Source organism: bacterium SCSIO 12827 (assembly GCA_024397995.1).
GTDB lineage: Bacteria > Pseudomonadota > Alphaproteobacteria > Rhodospirillales > Casp-alpha2 > UBA1479.
The window spans coordinates 1,846,548-1,862,121 of record CP073746.1; the positions used below are offsets into that span (position 1 = coordinate 1,846,548).

Sequence of the window (15,574 nt, forward strand, 5' to 3'; positions counted from 1 at the left end):
GAAGGCTCAGTACTTGCGCATGAGGCCGACGAGACAGCCTTGAACCTCGACCTGGTCGGGGCCGAAGATGCGGGTTTCATAGGCCTTGTTGGCGGGCTCCAGGGCGATCGAGGCCCCCTTGCGACGCAGACGCTTCAAGGTCACTTCCGAGCCCTCGACCAGGGCGACCACGATGGCGCCGTTGTCCGCCGTGTTGGTGCGCTTGATGATGACCGTGTCGCCGTCGTGGATGCCGGCCTCGACCATGGAATCGCCATCAACCTCCAGCGCGTAGTGTTCGCCGCCGCCGAGCATGGAGGGCGGCACGTCAACTGCGTTGGAATGATCCCGCAATGCCTCAATCGGCGTGCCGGCGGCGATCCGCCCATAAAGGGGCAGTGATACGGCCTCGCCGGGCTGGCCGACGTCGCCGCCACCGGAAAGCGGCACGGGACCGCTGCCGAAGCGGCCGGGAATGACGTTGGTGGGGGCCGGTGCCGGGGCGGAACGGGGCGCGGATTGGCCATCGTCCATGTTCTCCGGCAGGCGCAGAACCTCAAGGGCCCGCGCGCGGTGGGGAAGGCGGCGGATGAAGCCTCGTTCCTCCAGCCCCGTGATGAGCCGGTGAATGCCCGACTTGGAGCGCAGGTCGAGGGCTTCCTTCATTTCCTCAAACGACGGAGACACACCGGATTCATTGAGCTTTTTGTCGATGAACACGAGAAGTTGGTACTGCTTTTTGGTGAGCATGCTGTCTCCGCCCCTTTGGCCGCTGATGGTTCGGGATCAAATGCAGAACAAAGTCCGCAACCGCCCGTACCATCAAGACCCTTGCCTTGTTACATCTGCTGTTTCGCGGAAATACAACCGCGAACAATATGATGCAACCTGAATATACACCATATGTTCTACTTTGGTTCACGTATCGTGTCAACTTTGAATCGGATTGGTGGCGGAAATATCGCGGCGGGGGGCGGTCAGGGGAGGTTTAGAACCGCAGGGAGCCGAAGCCGAGGGGCAGGATCTGTACCAGATCACCGGCCTTGGCCGGGGGCGCCCCGATATCGCGAATAATCAGGCAATCGGCCTTGGCGAAGGCGGCCAACATCGCGCTGTCCTGGCGGGGGAAAGCGGTGGCCACGGCGCGGCCGTCGGCTGCGGTGTCCAGGCTGGCCCGCATGTAGTCCTCGCGCTTGCCGTTGGCGGGCAGGTCAGTGCCCAGCACGGCGATTGATTCCCTGTGTTCACCAACCAGTCCCAGCATCTTGGCAAGGGCGGCGCGCAGGAACAGAGCGCTGGTCACGCCCGTGGACACTGGATTACCGGGCAATCCCAGCATGGGCGTGCCGTCGATATGGCCGAAAATCAGTGGTTTTCCTGGGCGCATGGCGATCTTGTAGAAATCCAGTTCGAACCCGCGCCCACCAAGCACCTGGCGCACCAGATCATGGTCACCGACCGACGCCCCGCCCATGGTCACCAGAAGATCGGCACCGCGCGCCCCCGCCAGCGTTTCCGCCAAGCTTTCCGGGGTGTCGCGGGCAATGCCTAGGCTGACCGGCTGACCGCCCATCGCGGTGATATAGGCCGCAAGGGCGAGACTGTTGGAGGAAATGATCTGCCCGGGGCCAACGGGCTGGCCCGGCATCACGACCTCGTCCCCGGTGGCGACGAAGGCGACGCGGGGGCGGCGGCGCACCATCAGCCAGGGCACGTTCATGGCGGCGGCCAGGCCGACGCCGCGGGCGGTGATGACTTGCCCGGCACTCAGCAGCACCTCGCCGGCCTTGAAATCAAGCCCTGCCGGGCGCACGAACTCGCCCTTTTCAGCAGGTTTCTCGATCACCCGCACGGTGTCGCCGTCGCGTTCCGTATCTTCCTGGATGACGATCGTGTCGGCCCCATCGGGCAGGGCGCCGCCAGTGAAGATGCGGGCCGCCTGACCGGGGGCGAGGGCGCCTGAGAAGACATGTCCGGCGGCGGCTTCGCCGATCACCGTCAGATCGATGGGAACGGCCGCCAGGTCGTCCCAGCGCACGGCATAGCCGTCCATGGCCGAAACGGCGGTGGGCGGATGGGTCAGGGTCGAGGCCACGTCCTGCGCCAGCACCCGGCCGAGGGCCGCGTCCAGCGAGACCTGTTCGGCCGGCAGCAGGCCGCAGCCGGCGGAGACTTTTTCCAGGGCGTCGATGACGGACAGCATGGCGGCGGGTTTCCTGGTGATTTATGCGGCGTCGAAGGTGCCGGATTTGCCGCCGGATTTATGGGCCAGACGCACGTCTTCGATGCGCATGCCGCGGTCGACGGCCTTGCACATGTCATAAACCGTGAGGGCGGCGACGGTGACCGCCGTCAGGGCCTCCATTTCGACCCCTGTCTGGCCGGTCAGGCGGCAGGTTGCCTGGATATCCACGGCGTTGCGGGCCGGGTCGCAGGTCAGGTCGACCTTGACCGAGGTCAGCATCAGGGGATGACACAGCGGGATCAGGTCCGGCGTGCGCTTGGCGGCCATGATGCCGGCCAACTGCGCTACGGACAGCACGTCGCCCTTCTTGACGCCCCGGTCCAGGATGCGCTGCAGGGTTTCCGGCGCCATGATGACGCTGCCTTTGGCCGTGGCGGTGCGTTCCGTCGCATCCTTGGCCGAAACATCGACCATCACGGCGTTGCCCTCGGCGTCCAGATGGGTGAAATCGTCGGCCATACCCGCCTATCCTTATGTTTGAGCCTTAGGCCGCCGCCCGTGCGGTCGACAGCAGGGTACGCGTGGCGCTTTCGACGTCGTCCTGACGCATCAGGGATTCACCGATCAGAAAGCAGCGCGCCCCGGCGGTTGCCATGCGTTTCAGGTCAGCCCCGGAATTCAGCCCGCTTTCGCTGACCAAAACACGGTCGTCGGGCACGCCGCGGGCCAGACGTTCCGTGGTTTCCAGGGACACCTTGAGGGTCGTCAGGTCACGGTTGTTGATGCCGATCAGGGGGCTTTGCAGGCGCAGTGCGCGGTCAAGCTCGGCCGTGTCGTGGACTTCGATCAGCACGTCCATGCCCAAGTCGAAGGCGCAATGTTCCAGGTCGCGTGCCGTCGCGTCGTCAAGCGCCGCCATGATCAGCAGAATGCAATCCGCACCCATGGCGCGGGCTTCGATCACCTGATAGGTGTCGATCATGAAGTCCTTGCGCAGCACGGGCAGGGCGCAGGCCGCCCGCGCGGCCATCAGGTATTCCGGCCGGCCCTGGAAATAGGGCTCGTCCGTGAGCACGGACAGGCAGGTCGCCCCGCCGGCTTCGTAAGCGCGGGCCAGGGCGGGCGGATCGAAATCGGCGCGGATCACGCCCTGTGAAGGCGATGCCTTTTTGATCTCGGCGATCAGCCCGAACCCGTCCCGCGACGCCCCCCGCAGGGCATGCAGGAATCGGCGTGGTGCTGATTGGGAATGTGCTTGTTTATTAAGATCTTGAAGGCTGACGCTATTCTTCTGTGCGAGTACGTGGGCGCGCTTGTCGGCGATGATTTTGTCCAACACGTTGGCGGGTTTTTCAGCCATCTCATGTCCCCCCGTTGGTGATGGCGACCAGCCGGTCCAGGGCCTGCGCCGCCGCCCCACCGTCGATTGCCTGCGCCGCCTTGGCCACACCCGACATCAGGTCGTCCACTTTGCCGGCGACGACAAGTGACGCCGCCGCGTTGAGCAGCACGATATCACGGTAGGGGCCCTTTTTGCCCGCGACAAGGTCGCGGATCGCCTGGGCATTGATCTCGGGCGAGCCACCCTTGAGATCTTCAGGCCGTGCCGTCGGCAGGCCCGCATCGGCGGGTGTTACGGTGAAGGTCGTGATGGCGCCGTCCTTCAGTTGGGCGACGAACGACGGCCCGGTGGTCGTCAACTCGTCCAGACCGTCCTCGCCGTGGACCACCCAGCAGGCCTCCGATCCCAGGTTTTTCAGGACCTGGGCGAGCGGTTCGACCCATTGCCGGGCGAACACGCCGGTGAACTGGCGGGTGACTCCGGCCGGGTTGGACAGGGGGCCCAGGATGTTGAAGATCGTGCGCACGCCCATTTCGACCCGCGCCGGCATGACATGCTTCATCGCCGCGTGATGGCGGGGCGCCATCAGGAATCCAATCCCGGCTTCGGCAATGGCGCGTTCAACCAGGGGCAGTTCGGCGTCCAGATTGACGCCCAATGTGGTCAGCACGTCCGCCGCCCCTGATTTCGACGACAGCGCCCGGTTGCCGTGCTTGGCCACGGGCACGCCGCAGCCGGCGACGACCAGCGCCGCCCCGGTCGAAATATTGAACGTGCCGGACCCGTCGCCGCCGGTGCCAACCACGTCGATCGCCCCGGCGGGGGCTGTGACGGGCAGCATCTTGGCCCGCATGGCGCGCACCGCACCGGTGATTTCATTGACGGTTTCGCCGCGTACGCGAAGCGCCATGAGAAGCCCGGCGATCTGCGCCGACGTGGCCTCGCCAGACATGATGACGGCGAACGCATCCTCCGCCTCCTGCGCGGTCAGCGCGGTGCCGTCGGCAACCTTGGCCAGGAAGGGCTTGAGCGCGTCGCTCATGCTGCTGCCTTGGTGCCAGTCATGCCGATGAAGTTCCGCAGCAACGTATGGCCGTTCTCGGAGGCGATGCTTTCTGGGTGGAACTGTACGCCGTAGATCGGCATGTCGCGGTGGGCGATGCCCTGGATCACATCGTCCTCGCTGCGTGCAGTGACGCGCAGGCAATCGGGCACCGTTGCCGGGTCGATGGTCAGGGAATGGTAGCGGGTCGCCGTGAACGGGCTGTCGATCCCGGTGAACACGCCGGTGCCGTCATGGGTAATGGTCGACACTTTGCCGTGCATGGGCTTGGGCGCCAGCACGACCTTGGCCCCGAAGGCCTGGCCGATGCACTGATGGCCCAGGCAAACCCCCAGGATCGGCACCTTGCCGGCGGCGGCTGCGATCAGGTCCAGGCAGATGCCCGCCTTGTCCGGGTCACAGGGCCCGGGAGAGATCACGATGCCCTGCGGCTTGAGGGCGAGAATATCTTCCGGCGTCACCACGTCGTTGCGGTGAACGGTGACCTCGGCCCCCAGTTCCCCCAGGTAGTGCCACAGGTTGAACGTGAAGCTGTCGTAATTGTCGATAAGGACAAACATTCAACACCTTGGACATGGTTTCTGACATGCCGGCGGAATGCCGGACAGGAGCCGTAAAATCGGGCGCCACAATGCCCCTTGGCGTCACCACGGGTCAAGGACATTAGCCCTTATGGAACAGCATATATCGGTAGAGTTCAGCCGTTTGGCCAGGGCTTTTTGCAGGGGCCCGTCGTCAACAACTCATCAGGGTTGCCGCTGTCTTGGGAGCCCAAGCGCAGCTGCATGATCTTAGGTCGCGAATACCCGGCGTTCGGCAGCTGGCGGTGCGAAGCCTTTGGCTTTCAGCGATCCCTGGGTGTGCGCCGCCTTGACGGCCCGGGGGGCGGAGGAGTACCAGCACAGATCAAGAACGGGCGTGACGTAACTTAAGCAAGTGAAAGCAATGACGGAACAGCCCAGCGGACTATTCAAGACGGCGATCAAGGATCCTGCGGTGCGTCTCGCGGCGCTGGGGGGTGCCCTGGCGGGCGCGGTTTTGGTGTTGGTCGTGGTCATGCTGTCCAGCGGCGGCCACAAAGACACGCCGGCCGCCGTGCAGTACCCGCCCGCGCAACAAGGCCAGGTCGCGGCGATTGTCGCGCCCGCCCCCCGTCATGTGACGCAATCCGCGACGGCGCCCGAGATGGCGGAGCCGGCGGCCACACTCGTGCCGGACAATTATCCCACGTATCCCACGTTGCCGGTTGCCCGGGTCGAGAAGCCGGAATCGGCCACGCCGGCGCTTTCTGAACCCCCGCTGCCCGTCGCCGAACAGGGACAAGCCCCCGACGCTGCTCCCGACACCGCCGCCGTGGCGCCGCTGCCCGAGGCGGCCCCGCCGCCCTTGGCCGCCAAGCCGATGATCGCCATCGTGATCGACGACATGGGGGTGGATCAGCGGCGCTCTGCCCGCGCCATGAAGCTGCCGGCAAAGGTGACCCTGTCATTCCTGCCTTATGCCCGTGATCTGAAGAAACAATCGGCCGAGGCCGCCGCCATGGGGCATGAGGTCATGCTGCATGTGGCCATGGAGCCGGAAAGTTCGGAAGCCGACCCGGGCCCCAACGTGTTGTTGACCGGCACGCCGGAGGCCGAATTGCTGGCCAACCTGCGCTGGAACCTGGATCAGATGACTGGCTACCAGGGCATCAACAACCACATGGGCAGCCGCTTTACCCGCGATTTGGCGGGCATGCGTCTTGTCATGGGCGAATTGAAGGCGCGTGGGCTGTTTTTCCTGGATTCCGTGACCAGCCGTGACAGTGTCGGCGCCAAGACCGCCCGCGAGGCAGGGGTGCCCTTCGCCACCCGCGACGTGTTCATCGACCACAGGGACGACGAGGCCTACGTCCACAAGCAGCTTGCCAAGGTCGAGGCGGAGGCCCGCAAACGCGGCATCGCCATCGCCATTGGCCATCCCCGCGACATCACCCTGCGCGCGCTGAAGACCTGGCTGACCAAGGTTCAGGCGGAAGGGTTCGAACTGGTTGGGGTGTCCAGGGTACTGCATCGCCCGGAGGCGGCCCAGACGGGCCTGCCAGGAACTTCCGGCTAGGCTATCCCGCGAACTTCACGGCCTCTTCGGCCGCGCGGATCAGGGCGCGGGATTTGTTGATGCTTTCCTGGTATTCGCCCTCGGGGCTGGAATCATGGACCACGCCGCCGCCGGCCTGGACGTACATGGTGTCGTCCTTGACCACGGCCGTGCGCAGCGCGATGCAGCTGTCCATGTCGCCGTCGGCGCCGAAATAGCCGATGCAGCCGGCGTAGACGCCCCGTCGCACGTTCTCAAGTTCGTCGATGATCTCCATGGCGCGGACCTTGGGCGCACCGGACACGGTGCCTGCCGGGAAGCCCGCGTACAGGGCGTCCAGCGCGTCCAGATCCGGCTTCAGCTTGCCTTCCACGTTAGAGACGATGTGCATGACGTGGGAATAGTTCTCGATATTGAATTGTTCGGTCACCGTCACCGTGCCCGTTTCCGCCACCCGGCCGACATCGTTGCGGCCCAGATCCAGAAGCATCAGGTGCTCGGCCAGCTCCTTCGGGTCGGTCAGCAGGTCGTTGGCCAGTTCCTGATCCTCGGCCGCGTCCTTGCCGCGCCGCCGCGTCCCGGCGATGGGCCGGATGGTGACCTTGCCCTCGCGCATACGGACCAGGATTTCCGGGCTCGAGCCGACGATGGCGAAACCGCCGAAATCCAGGAAGAACAGGAACGGTGAGGGGTTAAGCCGCCGCAGTGCCCGGTAAAGCGCGAAGGGCGGGTAGGGGAAGGGAACGGAAAAACGCTGCGACAGGACGACCTGAAACACGTCACCGGCCTTGATGTATTCCTTGCCCTTTTCGACCATGGCGTGGAATTCGCCCTGGGTCATGTTGGACGCGGGGGAAAGGTCAGGCACGTCGCTTTCCGGATGGGCGCGCGCGGCCTCGGGCAAGGGGGTGTCGAAATCACCGACGATGCGGCGCAGCCGCTCCACGGCGATCCCATAAGCGTTCTGCGCATCCACGCCATCCCGGGGCCAGACGGGGGTAAACACGGAAATCACGTCCTTGATGGTATCGAATACGGCCATCACGGTCGGGCGGATGAACACGCCGTCCGGGATACCCAGGGTGTCCGGGTTGCCGTCGGGAATGTCTTCGACCAGACGCACGGTATCGTAGGCGGCATAGCCGACCAGCCCGGCGCTCATGGGCGGCAGGCCTTCCGGCAGGTCGATGCGGGATTCCGCGACCAGGGAGCGCAGCGACGCGATGGTTCCTTCGGTCTCGGCAACCGGGCAGGGGGCGAAGGCATCGATATCGTCCAGGGCATCGCGGTTGATTTCCGCCGTATTGCCCTGGCAGCGCCAGATCAGGTCCGGATCCAGGCCGATGAACGAATAGCGGCCGCGCACGGCGCCGCCCTCGACGCTTTCGAGAACGAAGCTGTAGGGCTTGCCGCGCGCCAGCTTGAGGAACGCCGACACGGGCGTTTCCACGTCCGCGACCAGTGATGTCCAGAGAACCTGCGGCTCTCCACGCTCGTAAGCCGCGGCAAAGCCGTCAAATGCGGGTTCGATCTTCATGGATCCGCGCGTCCGCCCGGCCGGTCTAGTTGGCCGCGGCCGGCGTCGCGCCGGGGTTCAATATTTGGTTCAGCACGTCCTGATGGACGGTCACGCCCAGGTCCTTGCGCAAAGCCCCCGCCAATTGCGTGACCAAGTCATCCTTCAGAACCGACGTCAGTTCCTGGCGCATCGTGTCGACGCCGGTCTTGTCGGCGGCCGGATCAGCCTGGGTGATGGATTTCAGGCGGGCGATGAAATAGCCGCCATCGGCACGGGTTACTTTGGCCTCGCCCATGTTCAGGGTGAAGATATCCTGCAGCACCTGACCGGGAAGGTCCGACTGGCTGCGCGCCATATAGCGTTTCAGGGCCTTGGTTTCAGCGTAGGCGACCCCGGCATCGGCGGCGACGGCCTTGGCGTCCTCGACCGTTTTCAGGCGTTCGGCCAATTGCTTGGCAAAGGCCAGGGCGGCGTCGCGCTTGCGTTCGGCCATGACGGCATCCTTGACCTGATCCTTGACCGTCTCGAAGGGGCGCACCGCCGGTTTGGTCACCTTATCCACGCGCAGCACGAAAAAGGCGTCGTCACCCATTTCGCGAAGGGTGGAATCGGTCCCTTCCTCGGTCTCGAAGGCGGAGGCGACGATGGCCTGGGCATTTTCCGGCAGGCCCGCCGCCGGCTTGCCGTCGGGGCCGTTGCCGGTGGAATCCAGGGCGGCGATTTTCACCGCCTTGATGTTCATGGCTTCGGCCACGGCTTCGATGGAAAGGCCTTTGCCCAGGTCGTCTTCCATGCGGTTGACCTGTGTGTAAAGCGCGTCGATGGCGCGTTCATGGGCGATCGTGGCGCGCAGCTTTTCCTTGACCTCGTCCAGGGTAGCGACGTGGGCGGGGGTGATCTCGCGCACCTTGACGATGTAGAACCCGATCCCGCCGGGGCCGGGCAGGGGGGCCGTCACGCCGCCAGCTGGTGTTGCGAAGGCCGCATCGGCGATTTCCGCAAGGACCTCGTCACGGGCCACGGTGCCCAAGTCCATGCCGGCTTCATCCATGCCGGCGAATTCCTTGGCGACATCGACGAAAGCCCGCCCTTCGGACAGCGCCTTGGCCGCTTTGTCGGCGGCCGCCTGATCGGGCAGAACCATCTGCGACAAGGTGCGTTTTTCCGGCGTGCCCAAGGTTTCCGCCTGTTCCTTGAAGGTCTTTTCCACATCGGCATCGGTCACGGCGGCGGCATCCGTCAAATCCTTGGCGCTGAGCACGGCCAAGGTCACGGCACGGTATTCCGGCGCGGTGAAGGGGGCCGGATTGGCCTTGTGATAGGCACGAAGTTCAAGTTCGGTCGGCTCGGTTGTGATCTGCGCCGCCGCGTCGGTCACGAACAGGGTTTCCGCGCTGCGGGTTTCCTCGCGGTAGCGATAGAAGGTTTCGGCCAGCACCTCAGGCGCCACGACACCGGCCTCGACCGTGTCGAGCAACTGGCCGCGGGCCAGTTCGCGGCGCGCGCGTTCCAGGAACTCCTGTTCGGTCAGGCCGAACTGGTAGAGCATATTCTGGAACTTCTGGCGGTCGAAACCGCCGGCACCCAGGTTGCTGCGGAACGCGTTGGAAGCGCGCACGGCATCACGCACGATGTTGTCGGACACGGCGATGTCCATGTCATTGGCGGCCTTGGTCAGCAGGATATCGTTGATCAATTGGCCCAGCACGGATTGCGGCAGGCCCAGAAGGCGCGCCGTTTCCGGCGTCAGCTGGCCGGCGAACCGGGGGTTGAGGCGCGCCATCTCGCGACGGACCTCGTTTTCCACGTCGCGGCGCGACAATTCCTTGCCGGCAATTTCGGCGACGGGCTGATCGTCGGGACGGAACTGGACCATGTCCCCGATGCCCCAGGCGCCGAAACTGATGACGAGCAGGCCGAGGATGATCTTGACGACGAGTGAGCCGGTCTTTTCGCGAATTTGACGGAGCATGGAAAATCCTTCTGGGTTGCGCCCTTCTCCTTGGGGCGGCGCATCATAGAGGGGGCACGGAATGCCCGCAACACCACTTGGACGCCGATTGCGGCGCTATTCGGGCGGCTTGCCGATTGGCTTGCCGGGGGGCCTGTGTTAGAGGAGGCACAGCAAGAGAAACCATCCGATACATCCAATACATCCAATACATAGGTGTGACATGAGCCAAGGGCGGACGCCGCTGATCGCGGGCAACTGGAAAATGAACGGCGGACTGGACGAGGTCGATTCCCTGGCCGGCGAGCTGGCCCGGCGCATGACCGCACTGGACGGACCGCCCGCGTTCGATATGGCGCTGTGCCCGCCGTTTCCGCTGCTGCCCATGATCGCCGCCCGAATCGAGGAAAGCGGCCTGGCGTTGGGCGCCCAGGATTGTCATGGCAAAGAGCAGGGGGCCCATACAGGCGACGTCAGCGCGACACTGCTGGCCCAGGTCGGCTGCAGCTTCGTCATCGTCGGCCATTCTGAGCGGCGCACGGACCATCATGAAACCGACGCCCAGATTGTGGAAAAGGCCCGGGCGGCGCAGGCGGCGGGGCTGTGCGCCATCGTCTGCGTCGGTGAGACTGAAGCCGAACGCGACGCCGGCCGCGCCGCCGAGGTCGTGGTCGGCCAGGTCGCGGGATCCGTCCCGGAAGGATCAAACCCGGATAATCTGGTCATCGCCTACGAGCCCGTGTGGGCGATCGGCACGGGCAAGACCGCGACGCCCGGGGATGCTCAGGAAATGCATGCGGCGATCCGCGCATCGCTGGCCGATCGGTTCGGTGCGGACGTGGCGGCAGGGGTGCGTATTCTCTATGGCGGATCGATGAAGCCAGGCAACGCGGCGGAGCTTCTGGCCCTGGCCGACGTCGACGGCGGGCTGATCGGCGGGGCCGCGCTTAAGGCCGATGATTTCTGGGCGATTGCCCAGGCCGTGGCGTAAGCGCGCAAAACGCCCTGGTAATCGGCCTTGCAACGCAGTAAAACGCGGCCCAACTGATTGGGGTCGGTGCGCGGGGCGACTGCGCACGGCCCGTTTGGAAGGAAGTTCGATGCAAAACGTGATCCTGGTCATTCACCTGCTGCTGGCCATCGGCCTCGTCGGCGTGGTGCTGTTGCAGCGCTCCGAAGGCGGCGGCCTGGGCATTGGCGGCAGCGGCGGTGGCGGCGGCATGGGCGGTTTCATGACTGGGCGCGCCACGGCGGACCTGTTGACCCGCACCACGGCGATCCTGGCGACCGCGTTTATGATCACCTCGCTTATGTTGGCGATCATCGCCGCCCACGACCGTAAGGCGGCGACGGGGTCGATTCTCGACCAGCCGGCCCAGACGGCGCCCGCATCGAGCGAACCCGCGGCCCCTGCAGCCCCGATTGCCAAGTAGGGAAATGGCAGGAATCCGCGACTCCCGGAACATCGATCAGAGGCGGGGAATTTCCCGCCTCTTTTCTTTTTGCCCCACCAACCGTCAGTGTATTGTGTAGGCCCATGACGCGGTTCATCTTCATCACCGGCGGCGTGGTCTCTTCCCTTGGAAAAGGACTGGCATCGGCGGCTCTCGGGGCCTTGCTGCAGGCGAACGGATTCAAGGTCCGTTTGCGCAAGCTGGATCCCTATCTGAACGTTGATCCAGGGACCATGAGCCCCTATCAGCACGGCGAGGTCTATGTCACCGACGACGGGGCGGAGACAGACCTCGACCTCGGCCATTATGAGCGCTTCACGGGCGTCGCCTCACGCCAGTCCGACAACGTGACCACGGGCCGTATCTATTCGGACGTGATCGCCAAGGAACGGCGCGGCGACTATCTGGGGGCCACCATCCAGGTCATTCCCCACGTCACCGATGCCATCAAGAACTTCGTGACCTCGAACCTGGAGGACGAAGATTTCATCCTGTGCGAGATCGGCGGCACCGTCGGCGACATCGAAGGCCTGCCGTTCCTGGAGGCCATTCGTCAGCTTCGCAACGACCTGGGCCGCGACCGCACGATGTACATGCATCTGACGCTGCTTCCCTATATCCCGACGGCGGGCGAGTTGAAGACCAAGCCGACCCAGCACTCCGTGAAGGAACTGCTGAGTGTCGGGATTCAGCCGGATGTGCTGCTGTGCCGCGCCGACCGGCCGCTGCCCGAGGGCGAGCGCAAGAAGATTTCCCTATTCTGTAACGTGGACGAGCGCGACGTCATCCCGGCACTGGACGTGGATACCATCTACCGGGTGCCGCTGGCCTACCACGCGGAAGGCCTGGATGCCTCCGTCTATCGCCATTTCAATATCGAGACGGGGGAGCCGGACCTCAGCCGTTGGGAAACCATCGCCGAGACCGCGATCCGCCCCGAAGGCGAGGTGTCGATCGCCGTGGTCGGCAAGTACACGGTGCTGCCCGATGCCTACAAATCCCTGATCGAGGCCCTGACCCACGGCGGCATCGCCAACAACGTCAAGGTCAACATCAAGTGGATTGAATCCGAAATCTTCGAGACCGAAAGCGAAGCCCTGCATACCCTTGAGGACGTGCACGGCGTGCTGGTCCCGGGCGGCTTCGGCGAGCGCGGCTCGGAAGGCAAGATTTCCGCCGTCACCTTCGCGCGCGAACGCGGCGTTCCTTATTTCGGCATCTGCTTCGGCATGCAGATGGCGGTGGTCGAGGCGGCGCGTAATCTGGCCGGCATCAAGGGGGCGAGTTCGACCGAATTCGGCGAGGCCAAGGAGCCGGTCGTCGGTCTGCTGACCGAATGGATGAACGGCAACCAGCTGGAACAGCGCAAGCTGGGCGGCAACCTGGGCGGCACCATGCGGCTCGGCGCCTTTCCCTGCACCTTGCAGGACGGCTCGCGCGTTCGCGAAATCTATGCCGAACAGGACATTTCCGAACGTCACCGCCACCGCTACGAGGTCAATACGGAATATCGTCCACGGCTGGAGGCGGCCGGCCTCAAGTTCACCGGCATGTCGCCCGACGGTCTGCTGCCGGAAATCGTTGAAATCCCCGATCATCCGTGGTTCATCGGGGTACAGTTCCACCCGGAACTGAAATCGAAACCGTTCGAGCCGCACCCGCTGTTCACGTCGTTCATCGACGCGGCGGTCAAGCAGGCCAGATTGGTTTAAACAACACCTGGTCTAAGTCAGCCTTTTTAAGGAAACGCCTTTGTCCTCTTCGATCACCGTCGGCGACCTGACCATCGGCAACGGCCTGCCGCTCGTGCTGATCGCCGGCCCCTGCGCGATGGAAAGCCAGAACCACGCGCTGGACATGGCGGGCGCCTTGAAGGAAATGACCGACAAGCTTGGCATGGGGCTGATCTACAAGACGTCCTTCGACAAGGCCAACCGCACCAGTGCCACCAGCCCGCGCGGCATGGGCCTGGACAAGGCCTTGCCCGTGTTCGAGGCGGTGAAGAAACAGATCGGCTGCCCCGTACTGACCGACGTGCATGACGCCGGGCAATGCGCCGAGGCCGCGACCGTGGTCGATGTGCTGCAAATTCCGGCCTTTCTGTGCCGCCAAACGGATCTATTGCTCGCCGCCGGCGAGACTGGGGCCGCGATCAACGTGAAAAAGGGCCAATTCCTGGCCCCCTGGGACATGCAGAACGTGGTCGACAAGATCAAATCGACAGGAAACCAGCGCGTCATGGTTTGTGAGCGAGGGGCGAGCTTCGGCTACAACACCCTGGTATCCGACATGCGCGCCCTGCCGGTGCTGGCCAAGACCGGCTGCCCCGTTGTGTTCGACGCCACCCATTCCGTGCAACAGCCGGGCGGGCAGGGCGCCACGTCCGGCGGGCAGCGGGAATTCGCGCCCGTGCTGGCCCGCGCCGCCGTGGCCGTGGGCGTCGCCGCCGTATTCATGGAAACCCACGAGGCCCCGGACACTGCACCGTCCGACGGGCCCAACATGATTCATCTAACTGACATGCCCGCTGTGCTAGAAACGCTCGCGGCGTTTGACCGACTGGCCAAGGCCCACCCGGTTTCCCTATAACGCCCCGATCCTGATACCCCACCAGACGGCCCACCGGCCCGACCTGACCGGAGAGACAGACATGACCGCCATCGTCGACGTGTTCGCCCGAGAAATTTTGGATTCCCGCGGCAATCCCACAGTGGAAGTGGACGTGACCCTGGAAACGGGCACGCTCGGCCGCGCTGCCGTGCCGTCGGGGGCTTCGACCGGCGCCCATGAGGCCGTGGAACTGCGCGACGGCGACGATGCGCGCTATCTGGGCAAAGGCGTGTTGGCCGCCGTCGACGCCGTGAACGGCGAAATCTGTGATGCCCTGGCCGGTGCGGATGTCGAGGATCAGCTGTTCATCGACAATGTGATGATCGAGTTGGACGGCACCCCTAACAAGGCACGCCTTGGCGCCAACGCGATCCTGGGCGTCAGCCTGGCGGCCGCCAAGGCAGCGGCGGAAGAGGCGGGCCTGCCGCTGTACCGCTATGTCGGCGGCGCCTTCGCCCGCGACCTGCCGGTGCCGATGATGAACATCATCAACGGCGGCGCCCATGCGGACAATCCCATTGATTTCCAGGAATTCATGATCATGCCCGTGGGCGCGGACGATTTCCCCGACGCCCTGCGCATGGGGGCCGAGGTGTTTCATACCCTCAAGAAAGGCCTGGCCAAGGCCGGACACGCCACCAACGTGGGTGACGAAGGCGGCTTCGCACCGAACCTGAGCAGCTCGGAAGAAGCCCTCGACTTCATCATGAAAGCCATTGCCGACGCCGGCTATGCGCCCGGCGAGGACGTGGTCCTGGCCCTCGACAGTGCGTCGACGGAATTCTACCGCGACGGCAAGTACGTCATGGACGGGATCGGCAAAACCCTGGGCGGCGACGAAATGGCGCGGCTTTACCAGGATCTCTGTGCCAATTACCCCATCAAGTCCATCGAGGACGGCATGGCGGAAGACGACTGGGACGGCTGGAAGGCCCTGACGGACGCCATCGGCGCCACGGTGCAGCTGGTCGGCGACGATCTGTTCGTGACCAACCCGGTGCGTCTGGCCGACGGGATCGAAAAGGGCGTCGCCAATTCGATCCTCATCAAGGTCAATCAGATCGGCACCCTGTCGGAAACCCTGCAGACGGTCGAGATGGCCCACAAGGCCGGCTATACGGCGGTGATTTCCCATCGCTCCGGCGAGACCGAGGACACCACGATCGCCGATATCGCCGTGGCCACCAACGCCGGGCAGATCAAGACAGGGTCGTTGTCGCGCTCCGACCGGCTGGCCAAGTACAACCAGCTGCTGCGCATCAACGAGGACCTGGGCCCGACGGCGCGCTACAACGGCGCCGCGCTGTTTGGATGATCCGCGTTAACCTTTTCGAGTTTCCAAAGTACTGGAAAACAAAGGGGTTTTCCGAGTCCTAACCGAAAATTAACCATCAA

14 protein-coding genes are annotated in these 15,574 nt (G+C 64.5%); 6 read left to right on the plus strand and 8 right to left on the minus strand.

The features are described 5' to 3' along the window. Window positions 1–6 precede the first annotated feature (6 nt). The 6 genes from lexA to KFF05_08735 form a co-directional block, all read right to left on the minus strand. A complete protein-coding gene (gene lexA, locus KFF05_08710; GenBank protein ID UTW53399.1) occupies window positions 7–729 on the minus strand; it encodes a transcriptional repressor LexA in 723 nt (240 codons plus the stop codon). 238 nt (window positions 730–967) lie between these two features. Beyond that, a complete protein-coding gene (locus KFF05_08715) occupies window positions 968–2,182 on the minus strand; it encodes a molybdopterin molybdotransferase MoeA (GenBank protein ID UTW53400.1) in 1,215 nt (404 codons plus the stop codon). A 21-nt stretch (window positions 2,183–2,203) separates the two neighbouring features. Beyond that, window positions 2,204–2,683, minus strand: a complete 480-nt coding sequence (gene moaC, locus KFF05_08720; protein ID UTW53401.1) for a cyclic pyranopterin monophosphate synthase MoaC — start codon at window positions 2,681–2,683, stop codon at window positions 2,204–2,206. Between the two features lie 25 nt (window positions 2,684–2,708). Then, window positions 2,709–3,524: an indole-3-glycerol phosphate synthase TrpC gene (gene trpC / locus KFF05_08725; protein ID UTW53402.1), complete on the minus strand. Its 816-nt coding sequence runs from the start codon at window positions 3,522–3,524 to the stop codon at window positions 2,709–2,711. A gap of 1 nt (window position 3,525) precedes the next feature. Then, complete coding sequence (gene trpD, locus KFF05_08730; protein UTW53403.1) at window positions 3,526–4,548, minus strand: anthranilate phosphoribosyltransferase; 1,023 nt, start codon at window positions 4,546–4,548, stop codon at window positions 3,526–3,528. Then, complete coding sequence (locus tag KFF05_08735) at window positions 4,545–5,129, minus strand: aminodeoxychorismate/anthranilate synthase component II (GenBank protein ID UTW53404.1); 585 nt, start codon at window positions 5,127–5,129, stop codon at window positions 4,545–4,547. The genes trpD and KFF05_08735 overlap by 4 nt, the downstream gene beginning before the upstream one ends. A gap of 385 nt (window positions 5,130–5,514) precedes the next feature. Here KFF05_08735 and KFF05_08740 point away from each other — a divergent pair, with 385 nt between their 5' ends. Beyond that, window positions 5,515–6,666, plus strand: coding sequence for a divergent polysaccharide deacetylase family protein (locus KFF05_08740; GenBank protein ID UTW53405.1), 1,152 nt, complete (start codon window positions 5,515–5,517; stop codon window positions 6,664–6,666). Window position 6,667: 1 nt separating this feature from the next. Here the strand turns inward: KFF05_08740 and KFF05_08745 are convergent, their stop codons facing one another. Together KFF05_08745 and KFF05_08750 are read right to left on the minus strand one after the other, a co-directional pair. After that, window positions 6,668–8,182, minus strand: coding sequence for an anthranilate synthase component I (locus KFF05_08745; protein ID UTW53406.1), 1,515 nt, complete (start codon window positions 8,180–8,182; stop codon window positions 6,668–6,670). A 25-nt stretch (window positions 8,183–8,207) separates the two neighbouring features. Beyond that, window positions 8,208–10,136 carry a SurA N-terminal domain-containing protein gene (locus KFF05_08750; protein ID UTW53407.1) on the minus strand — a complete coding sequence of 643 codons (1,929 nt, stop codon included), beginning with the start codon at window positions 10,134–10,136 and terminating at the stop codon, window positions 8,208–8,210. A 202-nt stretch (window positions 10,137–10,338) separates the two neighbouring features. Here KFF05_08750 and tpiA point away from each other — a divergent pair, with 202 nt between their 5' ends. From tpiA to eno, 5 genes are all read left to right on the plus strand, one after another. After that, window positions 10,339–11,106, plus strand: a complete 768-nt coding sequence (gene tpiA / locus KFF05_08755) for a triose-phosphate isomerase (protein ID UTW53408.1) — start codon at window positions 10,339–10,341, stop codon at window positions 11,104–11,106. 109 nt (window positions 11,107–11,215) lie between these two features. Further along, window positions 11,216–11,548 (plus strand): preprotein translocase subunit SecG, encoded by a 333-nt coding sequence (secG, locus tag KFF05_08760; GenBank protein ID UTW53409.1) that lies wholly within the window; start codon window positions 11,216–11,218, stop codon window positions 11,546–11,548. A gap of 104 nt (window positions 11,549–11,652) precedes the next feature. Further along, window positions 11,653–13,281 carry a CTP synthase gene (locus KFF05_08765; GenBank protein UTW53410.1) on the plus strand — a complete coding sequence of 543 codons (1,629 nt, stop codon included), beginning with the start codon at window positions 11,653–11,655 and terminating at the stop codon, window positions 13,279–13,281. Window positions 13,282–13,321: 40 nt separating this feature from the next. Beyond that, the gene (kdsA, locus tag KFF05_08770; GenBank protein ID UTW53411.1) at window positions 13,322–14,158 is read left to right on the plus strand and encodes a 3-deoxy-8-phosphooctulonate synthase; all 837 of its coding nucleotides are present in this window, start codon (window positions 13,322–13,324) and stop codon (window positions 14,156–14,158) included. A gap of 61 nt (window positions 14,159–14,219) precedes the next feature. After that, window positions 14,220–15,494: a phosphopyruvate hydratase gene (gene eno, locus KFF05_08775; protein ID UTW53412.1), complete on the plus strand. Its 1,275-nt coding sequence runs from the start codon at window positions 14,220–14,222 to the stop codon at window positions 15,492–15,494. Window positions 15,495–15,574: the final 80 nt, after the last annotated feature.